Raw genomic sequence first — 19,923 nt, 5'->3', positions numbered from 1 at the left:
CAGGGATGAACCGAGTGCTGGACCGGCGCCCCCGCTGGACCACCAGCCCCATGGCAGTGCTGGTCCGCCGGACCCTGCCGTTGGCCTCGGCGCTCGTCGTCGTGGCCCTCGGGGTCGGATTGGTCCTCAAGGGGGCGGCATCCGCACTCGGCTGAGCTACGTTTGTGGAGAATTGGCCCGGATGCGAATGGGAGTCACCCATGCCCGAAGAACCGGGCACTGAACGTGTGATCGCGAGCCGCTACCGGCTCCTGTCCCCCCTCGGTGAGGGCGGGATGGGCACGGTGTGGCGGGCCCGCGACGAAGTGCTGCAACGCGAGGTCGCGGTCAAGGAGGTGCGCGCCTGGATCGTCATGGAGCTGGTGCGGGGCGTGTCCCTGGCCGATCTCCTGGACGCCGAGGGGCCGTTGACGCCGCAGCGGACCGCGCACATCGGTGCCGAGGTGCTCGCCGCGCTGCGGGCCGCGCACGACGCCGGGGTGCTGCACCGCGATGTGAAACCGGCCAACGTACTGATGTCGAACGACGGCCGGGTCGTGCTGACCGACTTCGGTATCGCGATGGTGGAGGGCAGTTCGGCGCTCACCATGACCGGCGAGGTCATCGGTTCGCCCGAATTCCTCGCCCCGGAGCGGGCGTTGGGCCGTACGCCGGGTCCCGAGTCCGACCTGTGGGCGCTCGGCGTACTGCTGTACGCGGCGGTCGAGGGCCACTCGCCGTTCCGCCAGAACACCCCGCTGAGCACCCTGCGCGCCATCGTCGACGAGGAGTTGCCGACGCCCCGCCTGGCGGGACCGCTCACCCCGGTCATCGAGGGGCTGCTGCGCAAGGACCCGATCGACCGGCTCTCGGCCGAACAGGCGGAGCAGGATCTACGGCTGGTCGCCGCGGGCGGTGCCCCGCGCGCCTCCACGGCGCCGACGACGCCGTACACACCGACGATGGCGGGCTCCCCGCAGGACCCGTACGGGCAGCAGGACTCACGGACGCCGGTGCAGGGCTTCGGGCCGCCGCCCCCCTCCTACTCGACGCCGACGGCCGCGGACGAACCGCAGCGCAACCGGCGGGCGGGCGCCGTGATCATCGCGGGTCTGCTGGCGCTGGCGCTGGCGATCGGCGGGCTGACGTACGCGCTGATGAACCGGAACAACGACGGGGACAACACCGCGGGGACGGGCTCGAGCACCCCCAAGAGCCAGCCCTCGGACAAGACTTCGCCCAGTGCGAGCAGCGAGACCACGGCCGCGAGCGAGACGCCGAGCCCGAGCGCCAGCAAGTCCTCCTCGGCTCCGCAGTCGGTGCGGGTGACGGTGGAGGGCGCCAACACCGAGTACTCGGGCAGTTGTCCGCCGCCGACCTCGAAGGCGCCGACGTTCACGGCGAGCATCACGGTGGGGAAGGTGCCGGCCGAGGTGTCCTACCGGTGGGTGACGAAGACCGGTTCGCTCTCCGACTCCGGCTGGAAGACGCTGTCGTTCCCGTCGGGCGGCGGGAAGACCCAGCAGGACCGGGTGCGCCTGACGACGTACAAGAACAGCGGGACATTCACGAACGAGATCAGTGTCGAGATCCGGACCCCGGTGAGGACAACGTCCAACTCGGTGCCGTTCTCGGTGACATGCGTGGCGGAGACCCCGTCGGACGGGGCCTCCCCCTCGGATTCGGCATCACCTTCGGACGGGTGAGACCTCAGGCCGCGCTGGTCAGGACCGGCAGATAGCCGCCGGACTGGCCGGCCGCGGTCGGGTGGTACGACTCGCTGATGCTCAGCAGGTTGAGACTGTGCAGCCAGGAGCTGCCGGAGCAGATCTCGTGGCCGGTGAACGGGGTGCGTACGTCGCCGAAGGTGAAGCCGTGGTCGGCGGCGCGCTTGGCGAGGGCGGCGTCGAGGTAGTCGGCCGCGCCGTTGATGGCGGAGCGCTTGGTCGCGGAGAGGCCGAGGCAGGTGGTGCCGAGTTTGTAGAAGCGCGGGTAGCCGAGCACGACCACGTGCGCGGCGGGGGCCTTGGCGCTGATCGCCGAGTAGACCTTGTCGAGTTGGGCGGGAAGCGTCGAGTCGACGTACGCCTTGGCGGTGGCGATCCGGGTCAGGCAGGAGCTGTCGGACTGCAGGACGCAGGTCGTCATGACATCGGTGAAGCCGGCGTCGTTGCCGCCGATGGAGATCGACACGAGGGATGTCGCGGAGCTGAGCGGGCCGAGTTGACTCGCCAGAACATCACCCGTTCGGGCGCCGGAGCAAGCGGTGAAGTCGAACGTCGAGGGTGAATGCGCGGCCGCCCAGAGGTAGGGGTAGGCCTTGGTGCTGCGGTCGCAGGACCCGCTGGAGCTGATCTTGCTGCCCGCGCCGACCCCGGAGGAGTAGGAGTCACCGAGGGCCACATAGCCGCCGGTGGCGGCGACTTGGGATGCCTGCGCCGTCATCGCCCCGGTGAGGGCGAGGCCGGCGGCGAGGAGGAGCGAGGTCACGTATGCCGTAAATCGGGAACGTCTCATGGAACCTCCCTTAGCAGGATCTCTGCCACAACTGTCGTACCAACTACGCGCATTGCCGGGAAGTGTGCATGCCAAGGGAGAGCTTGCGAGCGTCCCAGATTGCGTGCTCATGACAGCCCTGTGACAGACCGCCAACTCCCTTGAACCACACCGGTTCATGACCCAGGCTTTGCTCAGCCTTGGTGCGGAACGCAACGCTCCAGGGTTGTGCGCGCGACAGCGTGCGCACCCCCACAGTCGCGCGCCGGACCCGGGCGCGCGCCGCCTGGAGGAGGACTCCCTCGTAATGGCACTCCTGCGTAGCAACAAGCTCCGGCTCGCCGCGATAACCGGTGCGGCCACGGCCGCTCTCGTCGGCGGGCTCACCGCACTCCCCGCCCAGGCCGCCCCGGCCACGGGCAAGGTCCTGGCCGCCGGCTCCCCCACAGCCGTCGACGGCAGCTACATCGTCACCCTCAAGAAGAGCGCCGGCCTCAAGGCCTCCTCGGCCGCCGGCAAGGGACTGATCAAGGAGTACGGCGGCACCGTCCAGAAGACGTTCGGCACCGTGCTGAACGGCTACACGGCGAGCCTCTCCGCGACCGAGGCCGCGAGACTCGCCGCCGACCCGGCGGTCGCCGCGGTGGAGCAGAACCAGCGCGTCCACCTGACCGACACCACCCAGTCCAGCGCGCCCTGGGGCCTGGACCGCATCGACCAGGCCGCGTTGCCGCTCTCGGGGACGTACACCTACCCGGACACCGCGGGCAGCGGCGTGACCGTGTACGTCATCGACACCGGCGTCCGGATCACCCACACCCAGATCAGCGGTCGTGCCTCCTACGGCTACGACGCGGTCGACGGCGACACCACCGCCTCCGACGGCAACGGCCACGGCACCCATGTGGCCACGACGATCGCGGGTTCGACGTACGGCGTCGCCAAGAAGGCGAACATCGTGGCGGTCCGGGTGCTCGACAACAGCGGTTCGGGTACGACGGCCGGGGTCATCGCGGGCATCGACTGGGTGACCTCGAACCACACCACCCCGGCGGTCGCCAACATGTCGCTCGGCGGCGGCGCTTCGACCACGCTCGACACCGCGGTCGCCAACTCCATCTCCAGCGGGGTGACTTACGCGATCGCGGCGGGCAACAGCGCGGCCAACGCCTCCTCCTACTCCCCCGCCCGGGTCGCCACGGCGATCACGGTCGGCGCCACCACCAGCACGGACGCCAAGGCCAGTTACTCCAACTACGGTTCCGTGCTGGACATCTTCGCGCCCGGCTCCTCGATCCTGGCGGGCTACAACACCAGTGACACCGCCACCGCCACCCTGTCGGGCACCTCGATGGCGACCCCGCACGTGGCGGGCGCGGCCGCCGTCTATCTCGCGGGCCACACCTCGTCCACGCCGGCCCAGGTCGCCACGGCCCTGGTGAACGGCGCCACTTCGGGTGTCGTGACCAGCGCGGGCACCGGGTCGCCGAACAAGCTGCTGAAGCTCGTTCCGTAGCACTCGTCCGCCCCACCCGAACATCCGTTTCCCCGGAGGCAGCACGCGCCTCCGGGGAACATTTGTACGGAGATGCCCGAGAACAGGTACGCGCGGCTTTTGTGTCTTGACGTCCCGGGTCGGGCTGCGCCACATTGAAGTCCGGCATCCGGCGCGCTGGGGGGCAAAGTCGCCAATGCAGACCTTGGGTATCAAGAGAACATCCACCGCTGGCACCGAGCGGGCGCGACCAGGACCGGGGAGGGACCTGTCGGCGTTGCTCGCGGGTGCGGCCGTGGCCCTGGGGGCGGTCGGCGCGGTGCTCGCGCTCGCCGACTCCGGATCGCCGCTGCGCGGGCCGTTCGCGCTGTTCTTCCTTTTCTCCGCGCCGGCCGCGGCAATCGCCGCGCTATTGCGCGGACTTGATCCCTTCGCCCGCTTTCTCGTCTCGGTGGCGGGCGCGGTGGTCGTCGACATGCTGGTGGCCCAAGGAATGCTGGCCGTGCACCGGTGGTCGGTCGACGGCGGAATCATCGCGGTGGCGGCGATCAGTTGTCTTGTTCCACTGCCGGTATTCGTGCGGCATATGCGTCGCCGTACAACGGCTGACAAAGGAGTGTAACGGGCAAACCAATAAAAACGTGAGGCCTCGTTGCAGGCCTTGCCATACAGGTTCAATCATCAATACCGTCGTACATCTCACCCGCACTGGTTCATCATTGAGCGGCTCTAGGGGAGGGCTCAAGGACCGCGATGAATCCGGGGCGGGGCGCGGTAGGGGGGTGCCGTGCTCGATGACCTTACTGGTCGTCGAGTCGTGCCGCGCGGCCGGCTTTCCTGTGTTTCGGGGGTCGGCCAGCTTTGCCAGCTCACCACGCGGGCACGGAGATCCATTGTTCCGTGGCGCCTGTGAGAACCCCCCTTTCGAACCGGAGCACAGAGCCGGGCCGCCCAGGGGCGGGCGGTCCGCCGGACGAGAGGGACCAGACTCGTGAGTTCTGTTCTGCGCCCAGCGACATCGGGCGGCCAAGATCCGTTAATGTCGGCCGCATATCGGCCGATCTCCTCTCACCTGGCGATCACACCGCCGGTGAGCGTGGTGATTCCCGCGATGAATGAGGCGGAGAATCTCCCCTACGTCTTCAAGACACTTCCCGCGTGGATACACGAGGTCGTTCTTGTGGACGGCAATTCCACCGACAACACCGTCGAAGTGGCCCGCGAGCTGTGGCCCGGGGTCAAAGTCGTCGAACAGCAGGGCAAGGGCAAGGGGGATGCCCTGATCACCGGATTCGAGGCGTGCAGCGGCGACATCATCGTGATGGTCGACGCCGACGGCTCGGCCGACGGGAACGAGATCGTCAGCTATGTCTCCGCCCTCGTCTCGGGCGCGGACTTCGCCAAGGGCTCCCGCTTCGCCAACGGCGGCGGCACGGACGACATGACGTTCGTCCGCAAGCTCGGCAACTGGGCGCTGTGCACGATCGTCAACCGCAAGTTCGGCGCCCGCTACACCGATCTCTGCTACGGATACAACGCGTTCTGGCGGCACTGCCTCGACAAGATAGACCTCGACTGCACCGGCTTCGAGATCGAGACCCTGATCAACATCCGGGTGGTCAAGGCCGGTCTCAAGGTGCAGGAGATCCCCAGCCACGAGTACCTCCGTATCCACGGCACCAGCAATCTGCGCGCCGTGCGGGACGGGATCCGGGTGCTCAAGGTGATCCTCAGGGAGCGCTCCAACCGGCGTGCGCTGCGCGGCCGTTCGCACTCCACGATGATCGACGGTCTCGACCGGAATCCCGATCCGCAGCTCACCTCGGTCCGGGGAGAGGTGTCTTGAGCGGTCCCGGCATCTCCGTCGTGATCTGCGTCTACACCGAGGACCGCTGGGAGGACATCCTCGCGGCGGTCTCCTCGGTGCGTACGCAGTCGCGGCCCGCGCTGGAGACGTTGCTGGTCGTCGACCACAACCCCGCTCTCCTGGACCGACTCACCAGGGAGTACAAGGACGTTGAGGAGACCGGTGAGGTCCGCGTGCTGGCGAACGCGGGCCCGCGCGGGCTGTCCGCGGGCCGCAACACCGGCATCGCCGTCTCGCGCGGCGAGGTCGTCGCCTTCCTCGACGACGACGCCGTGGCCGAGCGGGAGTGGCTGCGGTACTTCGCCGAGGCGTACGCCGATCCGAGAGTGATGGCCGTCGGCGGTCGCACGATGCCCATCTGGGCGTCGGGCCGCCGACCCCGGTGGTTCCCCGAGGAGTTCGACTGGGTGGTGGGCTGCACGTACAAGGGCCTGCCGCCGGGCCGGGTCCGGGTGCGCAACGTCCTCGGCGGCAACGCCTCGTTCCGGCGTACGGCCTTCGACGCGGCCGGCGGCTTCGCGTCCGGTATCGGCCGCGACGGCGACAGACGTCCGCTCGGCGGCGAGGAGACGGAACTCTGCATCCGGCTCACGCGGGCCAGACCGGACGCGGTGCTGCTGATCGACGACCGGGCGGTGATCCACCACCGGGTGCCCGAAGTACGCGAGCACTTCGGGTACTTCCGTACGCGGACGTACGCCGAGGGTCTCTCCAAGGCGCTGGTGGCCCGAAGCGTCGGCGCCGACAAGGGACTTGAGTCGGAGCGCCGGTACACGACCCGGGTGCTGCCGGCCGGGGTGGTGCGCGGGCTGCGCGATGCCGTGTTCGCCCGGCCGGGCGGCGCGGGCCGGGCGGGGGCGATCGTCGCCGGGGTGTTCACGGCAGCGGGCGGGTATGTCGTCGGGAGCTTCCGGGCCCGGCGCGGCGGGGTCACCTTCTCGGTGCTGGGGATCGAGGGGGACGTACACGAGCGTGGGGGGCGGACATGAGTGACACACCGGTGCCGATCCTGATGTACCACTCCATCGCCGCCGCCCCGAACGACGCCACCCGCGCCCTGTCCGTCGCACCGGAGGCGTTCGCCGAACAGCTGGCCCTGCTCGGCGACCTGCACTTCACACCGGTCAACACCGCTGATCTGGCGGCCAGTTGGCGCTCGGGCAAACCGCTGCCCGAGCGCCCGGTGCTGATCACCTTCGACGACGGCTACGAGGGCGTGCACCGGCACGCGCTGCCCGCGCTCGCGCAACACGGCTTCGCGTCCACCCTGTTCGTCTCCACCGGCTGGATCCGGGGCGCCCACGACACCGGGGGCGGCCTGGACACCATGCTCGACTGGGACCAGGTGCGCGAACTCGCGGACGCCGACGTCGAGATCGGCGGCCACAGCCACACCCACCCGCAGCTCGACCAGCTCGACGACGACAGCCTGTACGCGGAGCTGGTCCGCTGCAGGGAGATCGTCGCCGACGAACTCGGCGCCGTACCCGCCTCGTTCGCGTATCCCTACGGCTACTCCAGCCGCCGGGTGCGCGTCGCGGTGCGGGAGGCGGGGTTCGCGCAGGCGCTCGCCGTCGGCAACGACCTCGCCCGCCGTCGGCAGGGGCCGTACGCGCTGCGTCGGGTGACTGTGCGCCGCAGTACGGGTGTCGAGGAGTTCGAGCGGCTCGTCGAGGGCCGTGCGATCGCCCGCAACTTCGCCAGGGACCGGGTCCTCACCCAGGGGTACGCCATGGTCCGCAGAGCCCGACAGGTCCGCCGGAAGGCCAGCCGTTCCCGTGTCTGACACGACCACCACCACCCAGGCCGCAACGCCCGAGACCGAGGCGCCCCGGCAGCCGGGGCGCCGTCTGCGCCTGCCGGGGAGGGGCAACTCCCCCGGCGGCAGCCCGCTGTTCCGCAATGCCTACGCCCTGATGCTCAACACCGGGATCTCCGCGGTGCTCGGGCTCGGCTACTGGCTGATCGCGGCCCACTACTACTCGGCCTCCGCCGTCGGACAGGGTTCGGCGGCGATCGCCGCGATGAAGCTGCTCGCCGGACTCACCGCGGTGACGCTGACCGGCGCGCTGGCCCGGTTCATCCCGGTCGCCGGACGAGCCACCGGGCGCCTCATCTTCCGTACGTACGCGGGCAGTTCGCTCGTCGTCGCGCTCGGCGCCGGGATCTTCCTGCTGACCCTGAGCGACTGGGGACCCTCGTACCGCTTCCTGCACGGGCCGGTCCCCGCGCTCGGCTTCGTCGTCGCCGTCGTCGCCTGGAACCTGCTCACGCTCCAGGACGGGGTGCTGACCGGGCTGCGCAGCGCGCCCTGGGTGCCGGTGGGCAACACCGTGTTCTCCGCGGTGAAGTTGGCGCTGCTCGTAGGCCTGGCGTCGGTGTTCGCCGCGAGCGGTGTCTTCGTGTCGTGGGTCGCCGCGATCGCGTTCTCCGTGGTGCCGCTCGGCTGGCTGGTGTTCCGGCGGCTGGTGCCCCGGCACATCAAGGCGACCGAGGAGCACGCGAAGCCGCCGACGCTGCGGGAGATCGGGCGGTTCCTCGCCGGGGACTACACCGGCTCGCTGTTCTCGCTCGCCGTGGTCTACCTCGTGCCGGTGATCATCGCCTCGCAGGTCAGCTCCGAGGACAACGCGTACTTCTACATCACCACGACGATAGGCGGCACGGTCAACCTGCTCGCCATCAACATGGGTGCCTCACTGACCGTCGAGGGCTCCCACGACCCGGCGCGCATCGCCGCCAACACCCGCGCCGCGCTCAGGCGGATGGCCCGGATCATGCTGCCGATCTGCGGGCTGCTGTTCATCGGCGCCCCGTACATCCTGGGCGTGTTCGGCGCGGGCTACGCGGACGCGGCGACCCCGCTGCTGCGCTGGTTCGCGGTGGGCGCGTTGCTGCGGGTCGTCATGGAGACGTACTTCGCGGTGCTGCGCGCGCAGAGCCGTACCGGTGGACTCGCCTGGTTGCAGGGCCTGTTGTGCGTCCTGGTGCTCGGTCTGACGCTGCTGCTGCTCCCCCGTATGGGCCTGACCGGCGCGGGCGTCGCCGAGATCTCCAGCCTCGCGGTGATCGTGACGATCGCCGCGCCCAAGCTCTTCAGGACGCTCCGGGCCGCGCCGGCCGCGCCCGCGCCCGAGGACGCGGCTCCGGACGGCGACCTCGCCGACCTGGGTACGCGCGAGATCCCGGCCGCGCCACGTCGGCGCGGTCCGGCCTGGGCGCTCGACTCCGACACCCTCGCGCTCGGCATCCATGTCGACTTCGACCACCTGGAACGCCGGCCGGACGTACGCCCGGGCCCCGGCACCCCGCCCACCGGCACCCCGATCGTGTCCGGCGATCAGCATCCGACCTGGGCGCTCGGCATCAAACGGCCCGGGATCGTCGGACTGCCGGTGGAAGAGCGGGAGCCAGGCGCGGAGGCCTCGCTGAGTCCGTCCGCCGAGCCGGAGGTGGACGCGCCGTTCGAGCCCGCCAACGGCTCCGACCGGGTGGTCGTACCGGAGGCGGCGCTCGTGGCGGCGGAGATACGGGAGACGGAGTCCCGGGAGGCCGAAGTCCCGCCGCCCGAACGCCCGTTGTCGCTGCGTGAGCGCCTGGTGCCGACGCGCCCCGGGGTCGTCCTCGGCTGTCTGCTGGTCGCCGCGCTGCTCCTGTACTGGGTGCCCGCTGCGCGGCTGGGCGAGTCCGATCTGGACCGCATGGGCGGGCTCGGGCTGATCTCGGTGCTGCCGCTGCCGACCCTGGTCGGGGCCGCGCTGCTGATCACGGTGTTCGCCTCGCTGCTGTGGCTGGGCCGTGAGCACAAGACGCTGCTGCTGATCACCCTGCTCGCGACCGTGGTCTCGCTGCACGCGCTGCCCGCGGTGATCGAGCCCGAGCCGCGCTTCCCGACGGCCTGGCAACACCTCGGGTTCATCGACTACATCGACCGCACCGGGTCGGCCGTACCCGACCTGGACGCACGCTGGAGCTGGCCCGGCTTCTTCGCGGTGGCCGCGTTCATCGGCAAGGCCTGCGGGGTCACCGACTGGACCGAGGTCATCCGCTGGTGGCCCACCGCCATCCAACTCGCCTATCTGGCACCGATGTTCCTCCTCGTCCGCTCGCTGCGGGCGAGCTGGCGGGCGAAGTGGACCGGCATCTGGATCTTCGTGCTCAGCGGCTGGGTCGGCCAGGACTACTTCTCCCCGCAGGGCTTCACCTTCCTCCTCTACCTGGCCTTCGTGGCGATCCTCCTGGTCTGGTTCCGGGCGCCCGGGGTCCTGTGGACGAGGATCCGCCCCGGCGAGGCGGAGGTGGAACCGACCGACCGGCGCCAACAGGCCGTGCTGCTGCTGGTGTTGATCGGTCTGTTCGCGGCGAGCGTCCCGGCGCACCAGCTCACGCCGTTCGTGATGCTGGGCGTGCTGACGGTCCTCGTCCTGATCGGCCGCTCCGAACTGCGCGGTCTGCCCATCCTGTTCGGGGTGCTGGTCGCGGTCTGGCTCGGCTTCATGGCCGAGCCGTACTGGTCCGGGCACTTCAACGACCTCTTCGGCGGGGTCGGCGGCGTCGGCAGCAATGTCTCGACCTCCGTCTCCGGCCGTATCCAGGGCGGCAGTTCGACCCACAAGCTGGTCCTCTACACCCGCGTCCTGCTGGCCGGCGGCGTCATGGCCTTCGCCTGCTGGGGCTGGTGGCGCCGCCGCGACCACAAGTACCGCGAACGCTCCCTCCTCGTCCTCACCTTCGTCCCGTTCCTGGGCTTCGGCATGCAGTCCTACGGCGGGGAGATGGCGCTGCGGGTCTTCATGTTCGCGGTGCCGGGCGCGGCCCTGCTCGCGGGCCTCGCCCTCTTCCCGCGCACCGGCGCCACCGCCAAGGAGCGCGAGAAGGACCGGATGAGCCTCGCCCCGCTGGCCGCCCTGCTCGCGGGTCTGCTGCTCATGAGCGGCTTCCTGGTGGCCCGTTGGGGCAACGAGGGCTTCGAGCGGGTGCGGCCCGGCGAGGTCGCCGCCATGAACTACGTGTACGCCCACGACAAGCCGACCGTACGGCTGCTGTGGCTGACCAACGACACGGTCAACGACGTGACACCGGCGATGCCGTGGGGCGCGAAGGACATGGAGCGGGTCAACTACGTTCCCACGCTTGCCCCTTCGGACCCGGTGCTGGTGTCCGGTCTGGTCAAGGCGCTCAAGGACGCGGGCCCGAACTCGTATCTGATGCTCAACAAGAGCCAGGTCGTCTCGCTCCAGCTGGACGCGGGCTACTCGGCGACCTGGGAGCCCCGGCTCATCCAACACCTAGACAACCGGCAGGAGTTGAAGAAGGTCCTCGTCAACGCGGACGTGACCATGTACGCGCTGCGCGAGCAGCCGGCCGGCCCGGTGCCCAAGCCCGACCCCGGTCCGATCGGACCGCAGATCACCTGGACGCCGTGGTCGGTGGTCGGCGCGCTCGCCGCGCTCGCCCTGATCCTGATGCTGACGGCCCGCGAGGTGGTCCGGGTCGCGGTGCGGCCGAGCGTGCGTCAACTGCGGTGGCTGCAGAGCAGTTTCTGGTTCTCGCTGCCCCTGCTGGCGGTGCTGCTGGCCTCGCTGGTGCAGCGGTTCCTGACGATGAAGTAGCCAGGCGCTACGGGGTCAAGTGGCTTATCGCGTCAGCCACTTGACCCCGTAGGCCGTCAGGTCGAACTGCTGCCCGTCGACCTTCGCGGTGATCTGCCGGTCCAGGGTGTTCACGACCAGGACCGTCCTGTCGCTGGCGATGACCTTGACGTTGGGCACGTCGTCGGCGGCGACCGACACGGTCTCGAACTTCGTGCCGGGCCCGAAGGCCGCGTCGAAGCGCGAGAGCAGGTCGTACATGGGGAGTTGACGCCCGCCGTCGGAGCCGTCGGTCGGGGTCCACAGGCAGCCCGCGCAGGTCGTGCCCTTCTCGTCCTCCGGGTTCCAGTAGAAGCCGGAGGTGGCGCCGCCCTTGGCCATGGCGATCAGGCCGGCGGCCTGGACGGCGACGCGGTGGGTCTCGGACCAGCCCTTGCGGTCGTCGTTGCCGTCGGCGGGTTCGACGTAGTACTCGGCCCACCACAGCGGCAGGTCGTGCGTCTGCTCCCTCACCCACTCGCTCACCGCGGTGAGTTTGTCGGTGGCCCCGAACTCGTTCGGCAGCAGTTCGTCGTCGTTGGTGTAGCTGGAGCCGTCGACGACCACGAAGTCGGCGCCGACCTTGTGCTTGTTCCAGTAGTCGAAGGCGTCGATGCTCCGCTGGTCCATCGCGCCCCAACTGCCCTTGAAGGTGCTGGAGGCGTTCGCGTCACGCGGGTCGACGCTGTCCATCACCAGATACGGACCGCCGACCATGATCTTCGGGTTGACCTTCTTCAGCGCCTTGTAGACCAGGTTGTAGAGCCTGGTGTAGCCCTCGTAGTCCCAGCGCTGTTCGGCGTTGTTCCAGAAGCCCTTGAACTCGTTCCACACCATGAAGTGGGTGACGTCCGGGTACCGCTTGGCGACCGTCGCGGCCAGCGCGGCGAAGTCCGCGTAGTGGTCCGGCCTCGGGGCCGTCTCCAGCGACGCCTGGCTCCAATCGGTGTTGCCCACACCGGACTTGCCGCCCTTCATCCAGTCCGGGGAGCAGCACAGCGTGATGACGGGCGTACCACCGGACTTGCGGACGAAGTCGATACGGCGGTCCAGGGCGCCGAAGTCGTAACGCCCCTTCACCGGCTCGGGGTTGTCGGCGCCCCAGCCCATGATGGCCTGGTCCTGCGGCAGTTGGGACTTCTCCAACAGTCTCTCGACGCGCTCGGTCGCGGTGTCACTGCCCTCGTCGGCGCTGTACTGGGTGTGGGTGAAGCCCCAGCCGACCTCGGGCCGGTCCTCGTCGGGCGGGGTCGCCGGGGTGCCGTGCACCTTGTCGCCGTCGCGCGAGGTGCCCGCGGTGCTTCCGCCGCCGGGAAGCGTGTTGACCAGGGTCACGATCAGAGCCAGTGCGGCCGCACCTACGCCGAGCAGCGCGGTGAGCCGCCACCGAAGTGCCCCCGAATTCCACCCATGACGTCCCATCAAGGACAACACTAACGTCGGGTCCGGGTGGTGGGGCAGGTCTCCGCGTACACAGCCTTGTAACAGGGCGGAGGTGATACGCGGCGGACACGGAGCGGACACATCGGATGGACCGGGCGGAGCCGACACTCGGGGGCGCACTGCGGAAAGCGGGTGCACACGGCGTCGTCGTGCCGGATCATGGCCCCATGTCCACCAACCCGCACGACGCGCTGCCGATCCGGCTCAACGTCGACGACTCCGACTCCCCGTCCGATGTCGTCGACGCGCTGTTCCTCGGCCGCTTCGCGACGGGTGAGCAGCCGTACTCGCACGCGGCGAACATCGACCGCGTACGGTCCGGGGCGACCCTGCTCCCGCCGGGCGCCCGGGTGCTGCGCGCCGCCCGCGACGACGACCGCAGCGCGACGCTGGCCGAGGGCGACGGCTGGACCCTGCTGATCTCCCGCTGGAACCGGGGCGCCGACGTCACGGTCACGGCGACCAGTGAGGAACTAGCCGAGAAGGTCCTGGAGCAGGCGACCGACGGCGCGGCCGACGAGCCCGAACCCCAGCCGGAGAACGTGACGATGGGGTTCTGGTACGTCTCCCCCCGGCGCGGTCCGCACCGTACGACCCGGCAGATCTCGGCGGGTACGTGGGACGAGGTGCGAGCCAACTACACGCGTCCGGTGGCGGATGCGATGGACACCCTGATGAAGACGACGCCGGAGGACATCGCGGGCCGGCTGCTGTTGCTGCACGGCCCGCCGGGCACCGGCAAGACCTCGGCGCTGCGCACGCTGGCGCGTTCCTGGCGGGACTGGTGTCAGGTGGACTGCGTCCTGGACCCCGAGCGCCTCTTCTCCGACGTCGGCTATCTGATGGACATCGCGATCGGCGAGGACGACTCGACGGGGAAAGGCCGTTGGCGGCTCCTCCTGCTGGAGGACTGCGACGAGTTGATCCGCGGCGAGGCGAAGCACACGGCGGGCCAGGCCCTCTCCCGCCTCCTGAACCTGACGGACGGACTGCTCGGCCAGGGCCGCAACGTCCTGGTGGGCGTCACCACGAACGAGGACCTGGAGCGTCTGCACCCCGCCGTGGTCCGCCCCGGCCGCTGTCTGGCCCGTATCGAGGTCGGCGCGCTCACCCGCAAGGAGGCGGTGAAGTGGCTCGGCACCGAGGAGGGCGTCGGCCGCGAGGGCGCGACCCTGGCGGAGCTGTACGCACTCCGCCGGGGCACCCAGCCGACGTCGGTACCGGACCAGCGGGAGGGGGCAGACGCGGGGCTGTATCTGTGACGACTCCGGTCGCCACGGGTCTCGACTCCGGTCGCCATGGGTCGCGACTCAGATCGACACGGGTCGCGACTCCGGTCGACGCTGACGGCAACTCCCTTTGGGCTACGCCCCGTAGGCCGCCCGCAGGGCATCCCGCACGGCCGCCTCCGCATCCGCCTCCGCAAGCCCCAGCCGCCGCACCTTCTCCGCATAGGCCTGCGCGGCCAACGACGCCTCACGCTCCGCCGCCGAGCCCGCGGCAGCGACCAGCGTTCCGTTGCGGCCCCGCGTCTCGATCACCCCGTCCGTCTCCAGGGCCCGGTACGCCTTGGCGACGGTGTTGGCGGCGAGGCCGAGCGACTCGGCCAGCCCGCGCACCGTGGGCAGCCGGTAGCCGACCGGCAGTGCTCCGGACCTGGCCTGCTCAGAGATCTGGGCGCGGATCTGCTCGTAGGGCGCCGCGCTGTCATCGATGTGGATCTTCAGGGTCACGGCCCGATTGTCCCGCACCCGGCGGCGGACGCACCCCGGGAAAATGAGAGGCACTCCGGCCCGGCTCCGCCGTAGCGTGCGACTCCATGACCGTGATCGTGCGCGACCTCCGCCCCGACGTCCGAGCAGACCTGGACGGCTTCGTCCAGGTACGCCATGTCGCCCTCCCCTTCATGGTGTTCACCCCGGAGTCCGTCGCCTTCGACATCGCCCACGCCCATCCGGAGGCCGCGCTGCGCAGGCTGGTCGCGGAGGAGGACGGCGAGATCATCGGCACGGCCCAGGTGGGCATCGCCTACGACAGCCCGGAGCCGGGCCAGGGCTTCGTCAACGTGCACGTGCACCCGGAGCACACCCGCCGTGGCGCGGGCGGACTCCTGGTCCGCACCGCCGAGGAGCACCTGGCCGCCGCGGGCGCCACCCGGCTCCTCTCCTGGGTCCTCGACACACCGTCCAACCGCGCCTTCGCCGAGCACTTCGGCTATACGGCGAGCCGGTCCGCGCACTTCCTCCGCCTGGACCTGGCGCACGGCATCCTGCCTCCGCTCCAGGACCCGCCGTCGGACGTGGAGATCCGCCCGGGCTCGGCCTTCTCCGACGACCCGCGCCCGCTGTTCGCGCTGGACGCGGAGGCGACGCTGGACGAACCCAGCGACATCGACGCCGAGTTCAGCGACTACGAGGCCTGGCTGGACGAGACCTGGCGACACCCCCTGTTCAGCGCCGAGTTGACGTCCGTGGCCGTCGTCGACGGACGCCCGGCGGCCTTCAGCGCGGTCCGCGCGGACGGCGGCACGCGCTACTTCACCGCCATGACCGGCACCGCCCGCGCCCACCGCGGCCGGGGCCTCGCCAAGCTCGCCAAGAACGACTCCCTGCACCGCGCCCGCGCCGCCGGATACACGGAGGCGTTCACGGGCAACGACACCGGCAACGGGCCGATGCTCGCGATCAACAAGTGGTTCGGCTACGAGATCTGCGCCTCGGAGGTGCGCTATGTCCGTGAACTCACCTGATCCCACCCGCCAGTTGGACGTCGTCCTTCTCAAGGCGGGCCGTACGAAGATCCGTTACGCGGCGGAGCTGCTCTTCGACGACGGTGTCCGCCTCGCCGTCCGCGCCCCGTGGGCCGGTGACGGCGCCCGCGACTTCGGCTTCGTGCGCCTCGAGGGCGGCGACGTGTTCACCGAGTACTACTGGCGGGACCGCTGGTACGCGGTGAAGGAAGTCCGGGACAGCGCCGGGGAGTTGAAGGGCTGGTACTGCGACATCACCCGTCCCGCGGTGCTCTCCGGTGCCGAACTCGTCGTGGAGGACCTCGACCTGGACCTGTGGCGGTCCGCGGACGGTGCGGACGTGCGACGGCTGGACGAGGACGAGTTCGCGGAGAGCGGGCTGGCCGAGTCGGATCCCGTGGCCGCGGCGGCGGCCGTGGCGGCGCTCGACGAGCTGGAGCGGCTGGCCCGTGAGGGCGGGTTCGACGCGCTGCTGGAGTGACGGGGGGAGGCCGGCCGGGCTACGGCACGGCCACCACCGCGTACCGCTCGTCGGCCACGGTCCCGCCCCACAGCAGCGGGTCCTCGGACAGCCGCTCCACGCGCACGTGCCCGGCGCCGGGCACCAGGGGCGCCAGGAGCCCGGTGAGGCGGTCGGCGGGTATGCCGACCGGGCCGGCCGTCCCCCAGCGGCCCTCGATCAGCACGAGCCGGCCTCCCGGGCGCAGCAGGTCGCACCAGTGGCGCAGGACCCGGGCGGGGTCGGGCAGCGTCCACAGCACATGCCGGACGAGGACGACGTCGAAGCGCTGCTCGCCCACCGGCGGCGCCGCCGCGTCACCTATGAGGAACGCCGCGTCACGGCCGGCCAGCTTCGCGCGAGCGAGGTCGATCATCGCCGGGGAGAGGTCGACGCCGGTGACCCGGTGCCCCTGCTCGGCCGCGAGGAGCGAGAGGGTGCCGGTGCCGCAGCCGAGGTCCAGGACGTCGGCCGCGCGGGCGGGCAGCCAGCCGCGCAGCCGATCGGCCCAGGCCCGGCGGATCTCCGGGTCGCGCAGGCCGTGATCAGGCTGTTCGTCGAAGGCGGCGGCCTGCGCATCCCAGTCGACGTTCACTACAGGTTCACTCATGCGCCAAGCGTGACACCCACCACTGACAGTCGAATCGTGACAGCCGCCACAGACAGACCCGCGCCGATGAGTCACCCTCCCGGGAACGGTCCACCTCGTGAGAACACGAACCCGGGTGGACACAAGGAGGCAGCCATGCGCCGCGTGACCGTGCAGAAGCCCCTGAAGAAGTCGGACACCCGCCGCGTGCGGGACGAGCCCGACGAGCGCCCCACCGAGCGCCCCGAGGTCCGAAAGGACATCGCCCGCACCTGGTGGCCGGACGGCTGAGCCCGGTCCACCACCGGTCGGCCGAGCCGCTTCCGATAGTGGACGCGGTCGTACGGCCCGTCCGCGCGCGTGCGTCCACGAAGCGCAGGAGCAGCCGCCCGGCGGGCACGTCGGCGGCGACGGCCGCGCGAACCTCTTCCGGTCCACTCGTCCTCAACACCTCTCCGGGCTCCGCGAAGCCTTCCTCCCTGAGCCCTCGGTTAGCTCTGCCTTAACGCGACCATAAGGATCTCCCTCCCCCCTCTCCAGCAGGCGATGTCGCGGTTTTCAGGGGCTAGCTTCTGATCACCCCCACGGGATCAGTGCCCGCACCGCGAACCGTCCGAGGAGTTGGAGTCCGTCATGCCCGCACGCCGCAAGGCCGCCGCTGTCGCCGTCCTCGGTCTGACTCCCCTCGCGCTGACCGCGCTCGGCGCGGCGCCCGCGGTGGCGCACGGTTCGATGGGGGACCCGGTCAGCCGGGTCGCGCAGTGCTACGCGGAGGGGCCGGAGCACCCCGCCTCGGCCGCGTGCAAGGCGGTGGTCGCGGCCGGTGGGACACAGGCGCTCTACGACTGGAACGGCATCCGGATCGGCGACGCGAACGGACAGCACCAGACGCTGATCCCGGACGGCAGGCTGTGCAGCGCGAACAACGAGGAGTTCAAGGGCCTCGACCTCGCCCGCGCCGACTGGCCGGCGACCGACGTGAGCAGCGGCTCGTACACCTTCAAGTACCGCGTCACCGCCCCGCACAAGGGCACCTTCAAGGTGTACATCACCAAGTCCGGCTACGACCCCGCACGGCCGCTCGCCTGGGCGGACCTGGACCTGGAGCACCCGGTCGCGACGAGCACCGACCCGGTCGCCGCGGGCGGCTTCTACACCTTCTCCGGAACCCTGCCGCAACGCTCCGGCAAGCAGCTCCTGTACGCGATCTGGCAGCGCTCGGACAGCCCGGAGGCGTTCTACTCCTGCTCGGACGTCAGCTTCGGCAAAAGCGGAAGCGGAAGCAGCAACGCGGGCGCCAACGGCGGTGGTACCACCGGGAGTTCGACATCCACCCCGGCAGCTCCCACCACTCCCGCGCCCACCGCCTCCGCCCCTTCCGACCAGCAGATCGCGGCCGGTGCCGACAAGTCGACCGTCGAGCACCACGGCCACGGGGACGCGGACGCGAGCACCTCGGCGGAGCCGGTCGCCGCGACGGACCAGGTGAACGAGCCCCAGCCCGCGGGTAGTTCGCAGAAGCTCGCGGCGACCGGCAGCAACGACAACTCGCCGTATCTCGCCATGGGCGGCGCGGCCTCGCTGGCTCTCGGCTCGGCGGCCCTGTTCGCCTCGGTCCGCCGTCGCGCGGCCAACGGCGATGGACGGCACGGCCGTTAGGGCGGCTGTGCAGGGGGCGGGGCCTGTCCGGCGGCTCAGGTCGGACAGGCCCCGCGAAGGTGCGATCAGCTCAGCGCCGACAGGCAGTTGGTGGTGGTGGCGTGCGCGGGGTCGAGGGCGTTGGCGACCTCGTGGAAGGCGATCCGGTCCGTCAGCCCGAGCAGGGCGTGCTCGGAGAGATCGAGTGAACACAGGTTCTGGATCAGCACGTTGTGCACGTCGGACCCGCTCAGGAACTGGCTGCGGTACGGCGTGACCACCTCGTCGTACCGGGTGGCGATGACCGTGTAGTGGACGCCGGGGACGGTGTCGCCGCCCGCGTTCAGCTTGGTGAGGAAGGCCGAGCCGGCGATCTGGTCGGCGAGGCCGGGGGCGGTCGCGGAGATCACGTCCTCGGCGCCGGGGAAGTACGGCAGGAGTTTGGTGAGGCCGTCCAGGGTGGTGCCGTGGTTGTCGGGCGCGATGCCGACGAAGGTGTCCACCTTGGCGGCCCCGCCGAGGAACTTGAGGTAGTAGCGGGGCATCATCCCGCCCTGCGAGTGCCCGACGAGGTCGACCTTGGCCGCGCCGGTCGCGGCGAGCACCGTATCGACATACGTCTGGAGTTGCGCTGCCGACTTGTCGATGGCGCCGAGACCGTAGACGAGGGGGACGCCGGGGAGTTGGCCGTAGTCGAGGGAGAAGACGCAGTAGCCGCGGGCTTCCAGGTACGGCGCGAGAACCAGCCAGTTGTCGGTGCTGTTGGCGAACGTTCCGTGTACGAGGACGACCGGGTCGGGGTGGGCGGCGGAGGGCTTGCAGCTGTAGTCGTTCCAGCCGGTGCTCGGGGCGCTCGCCGCGTGGGCGGCGGTGGGGAGAGCGGCGACCGCGGCGGTCAGGAGCAGTGCGGTCAGCGGTCTGAGCACTCGTTTCCAGGGCAGCATCGTGTGATCTCCTTGCGGCTCAAGGGAGTTGCGACGGCCTTACGCCCTGTGATCCGGATCACAAGAATGCTGTTCACTCGTCAAGTTACGAGCGAGTAGGTGAAGTGTGAAGTTACGCGTCAGTAAAAACTGTCAGTGATAACCAGTCACCAGGTGGGCCTGATGGGACCGTAGGGCGCAATACGCAGCAAACGGTCACACAACACGCGCACTTCACTCTCGCCCAGCAGTTCGACCCACGGCCGCACGGCGTCGACGGCCGCCTCCTCCGCCGCCCGCGTGCAGGCCCAGCCCAGCTCGGTGAGCACGACCAGCCGGGCGCGCGCGTCGACGGGATGCGGGCGCCGCTCGACGTACCCCCTGCGCACCAGGTCGTCGACGAGCTGACTCGCGGCCTGCTTGGTCACTCCGAGGTGGGCGGCGAGATCGGTGACCGTCGCACCGTCCGGGGCGAGACGGACGAAGGCGAACCCCTGCGCGGGCCGCACCCCCTCGAAACCACGGGCGACGACGCCCTCGTGGATGCGCTGCGTGAGCTCACCGGCGACGGCGAGCACGGCGGCGGACAGGGCGATGGCCTCGGAGTTCTGCACG

General features: G+C 70.3%; 18 protein-coding genes. 12 read left to right on the top strand and 6 right to left on the bottom strand.

Annotated features, from left to right (window positions below; all coding sequences use genetic code 11):
* Positions 1–200: 200 nt before the first annotated feature.
* Positions 201–1,685 (top strand): serine/threonine-protein kinase, encoded by a 1,485-nt coding sequence (locus JHN63_RS09830; protein WP_200678881.1) that lies wholly within the window; start codon positions 201–203, stop codon positions 1,683–1,685.
* Between the two features lie 4 nt (positions 1,686–1,689).
* On the opposite strand, the gene JHN63_RS09825 is transcribed toward JHN63_RS09830, so the two are convergent.
* Positions 1,690–2,496, bottom strand: a complete 807-nt coding sequence (locus JHN63_RS09825; RefSeq protein ID WP_200678879.1) for an SGNH/GDSL hydrolase family protein — start codon at positions 2,494–2,496, stop codon at positions 1,690–1,692.
* A gap of 286 nt (positions 2,497–2,782) precedes the next feature.
* Between JHN63_RS09825 and JHN63_RS09820 the strand changes: the two genes are divergently transcribed.
* From JHN63_RS09820 to JHN63_RS09795, 6 genes are all read left to right on the top strand, one after another.
* The gene (locus JHN63_RS09820; RefSeq protein WP_200678877.1) at positions 2,783–3,991 is read left to right on the top strand and encodes a S8 family peptidase; all 1,209 of its coding nucleotides are present in this window, start codon (positions 2,783–2,785) and stop codon (positions 3,989–3,991) included.
* Positions 3,992–4,166: 175 nt separating this feature from the next.
* Positions 4,167–4,592 (top strand): hypothetical protein, encoded by a 426-nt coding sequence (locus tag JHN63_RS09815; RefSeq protein WP_234476374.1) that lies wholly within the window; start codon positions 4,167–4,169, stop codon positions 4,590–4,592.
* A 369-nt stretch (positions 4,593–4,961) separates the two neighbouring features.
* Positions 4,962–5,816: a glycosyltransferase family 2 protein gene (locus JHN63_RS09810; protein ID WP_200678875.1), complete on the top strand. Its 855-nt coding sequence runs from the start codon at positions 4,962–4,964 to the stop codon at positions 5,814–5,816.
* Entirely contained in the window at positions 5,813–6,826 is a 1,014-nt protein-coding gene (locus JHN63_RS09805; RefSeq protein ID WP_200678873.1) for a glycosyltransferase family 2 protein, read from the top strand. Before JHN63_RS09810 ends, JHN63_RS09805 begins: the two co-directional genes overlap by 4 nt.
* Complete coding sequence (locus JHN63_RS09800; RefSeq protein WP_200678871.1) at positions 6,823–7,623, top strand: polysaccharide deacetylase family protein; 801 nt, start codon at positions 6,823–6,825, stop codon at positions 7,621–7,623. The genes JHN63_RS09805 and JHN63_RS09800 overlap by 4 nt, the downstream gene beginning before the upstream one ends.
* The gene (locus tag JHN63_RS09795) at positions 7,616–11,449 is read left to right on the top strand and encodes a lipopolysaccharide biosynthesis protein (protein WP_200678869.1); all 3,834 of its coding nucleotides are present in this window, start codon (positions 7,616–7,618) and stop codon (positions 11,447–11,449) included. The genes JHN63_RS09800 and JHN63_RS09795 overlap by 8 nt, the downstream gene beginning before the upstream one ends.
* A gap of 24 nt (positions 11,450–11,473) precedes the next feature.
* Here JHN63_RS09795 and JHN63_RS09790 read toward each other — a convergent pair whose 3' ends face one another.
* A complete protein-coding gene (locus JHN63_RS09790) occupies positions 11,474–12,889 on the bottom strand; it encodes a xylan 1,4-beta-xylosidase (protein WP_200678867.1) in 1,416 nt (471 codons plus the stop codon).
* 188 nt (positions 12,890–13,077) lie between these two features.
* Here JHN63_RS09790 and JHN63_RS09785 point away from each other — a divergent pair, with 188 nt between their 5' ends.
* Complete coding sequence (locus JHN63_RS09785) at positions 13,078–14,172, top strand: DUF5925 domain-containing protein (RefSeq protein WP_200678865.1); 1,095 nt, start codon at positions 13,078–13,080, stop codon at positions 14,170–14,172.
* A 102-nt stretch (positions 14,173–14,274) separates the two neighbouring features.
* Here the strand turns inward: JHN63_RS09785 and JHN63_RS09780 are convergent, their stop codons facing one another.
* Positions 14,275–14,643: a GntR family transcriptional regulator gene (locus JHN63_RS09780; RefSeq protein WP_200678864.1), complete on the bottom strand. Its 369-nt coding sequence runs from the start codon at positions 14,641–14,643 to the stop codon at positions 14,275–14,277.
* Between the two features lie 86 nt (positions 14,644–14,729).
* On the opposite strand from JHN63_RS09780, the gene JHN63_RS09775 reads away from it, so the two are divergent.
* Both JHN63_RS09775 and JHN63_RS09770 read left to right on the top strand, forming a co-directional pair.
* The gene (locus JHN63_RS09775) at positions 14,730–15,659 is read left to right on the top strand and encodes a GNAT family N-acetyltransferase (RefSeq protein WP_200678861.1); all 930 of its coding nucleotides are present in this window, start codon (positions 14,730–14,732) and stop codon (positions 15,657–15,659) included.
* Positions 15,640–16,140 (top strand): DUF402 domain-containing protein, encoded by a 501-nt coding sequence (locus JHN63_RS09770; RefSeq protein WP_200678859.1) that lies wholly within the window; start codon positions 15,640–15,642, stop codon positions 16,138–16,140. Before JHN63_RS09775 ends, JHN63_RS09770 begins: the two co-directional genes overlap by 20 nt.
* 19 nt (positions 16,141–16,159) lie before the next feature.
* Here the strand turns inward: JHN63_RS09770 and JHN63_RS09765 are convergent, their stop codons facing one another.
* Positions 16,160–16,768 carry a bifunctional 2-polyprenyl-6-hydroxyphenol methylase/3-demethylubiquinol 3-O-methyltransferase UbiG gene (locus tag JHN63_RS09765; protein ID WP_200678857.1) on the bottom strand — a complete coding sequence of 203 codons (609 nt, stop codon included), beginning with the start codon at positions 16,766–16,768 and terminating at the stop codon, positions 16,160–16,162.
* Between the two features lie 135 nt (positions 16,769–16,903).
* Here JHN63_RS09765 and JHN63_RS53895 point away from each other — a divergent pair, with 135 nt between their 5' ends.
* Together JHN63_RS53895 and JHN63_RS09760 are read left to right on the top strand one after the other, a co-directional pair.
* Entirely contained in the window at positions 16,904–17,038 is a 135-nt protein-coding gene (locus tag JHN63_RS53895) for a hypothetical protein (RefSeq protein ID WP_267953737.1), read from the top strand.
* A gap of 342 nt (positions 17,039–17,380) precedes the next feature.
* Complete coding sequence (locus tag JHN63_RS09760) at positions 17,381–18,406, top strand: lytic polysaccharide monooxygenase (RefSeq protein ID WP_200678856.1); 1,026 nt, start codon at positions 17,381–17,383, stop codon at positions 18,404–18,406.
* A gap of 65 nt (positions 18,407–18,471) precedes the next feature.
* Here JHN63_RS09760 and JHN63_RS09755 read toward each other — a convergent pair whose 3' ends face one another.
* Complete coding sequence (locus JHN63_RS09755) at positions 18,472–19,329, bottom strand: triacylglycerol lipase (RefSeq protein ID WP_200678855.1); 858 nt, start codon at positions 19,327–19,329, stop codon at positions 18,472–18,474.
* 146 nt (positions 19,330–19,475) lie between these two features.
* Positions 19,476–19,922 (bottom strand): MarR family winged helix-turn-helix transcriptional regulator, encoded by a 447-nt coding sequence (locus JHN63_RS09750; RefSeq protein WP_200678854.1) that lies wholly within the window; start codon positions 19,920–19,922, stop codon positions 19,476–19,478.
* Between the last annotated feature and the right edge of the window lies 1 nt (position 19,923).

The organism is Streptomyces sp. MBT65 (assembly GCF_016612545.1).
In the GTDB taxonomy this organism is placed as follows: Bacteria; Actinomycetota; Actinomycetes; order Streptomycetales; family Streptomycetaceae; genus Streptomyces.
Note: the sequence above shows the minus strand (reverse complement) of the source record. Positions and strands in the feature narration are given on the sequence as shown.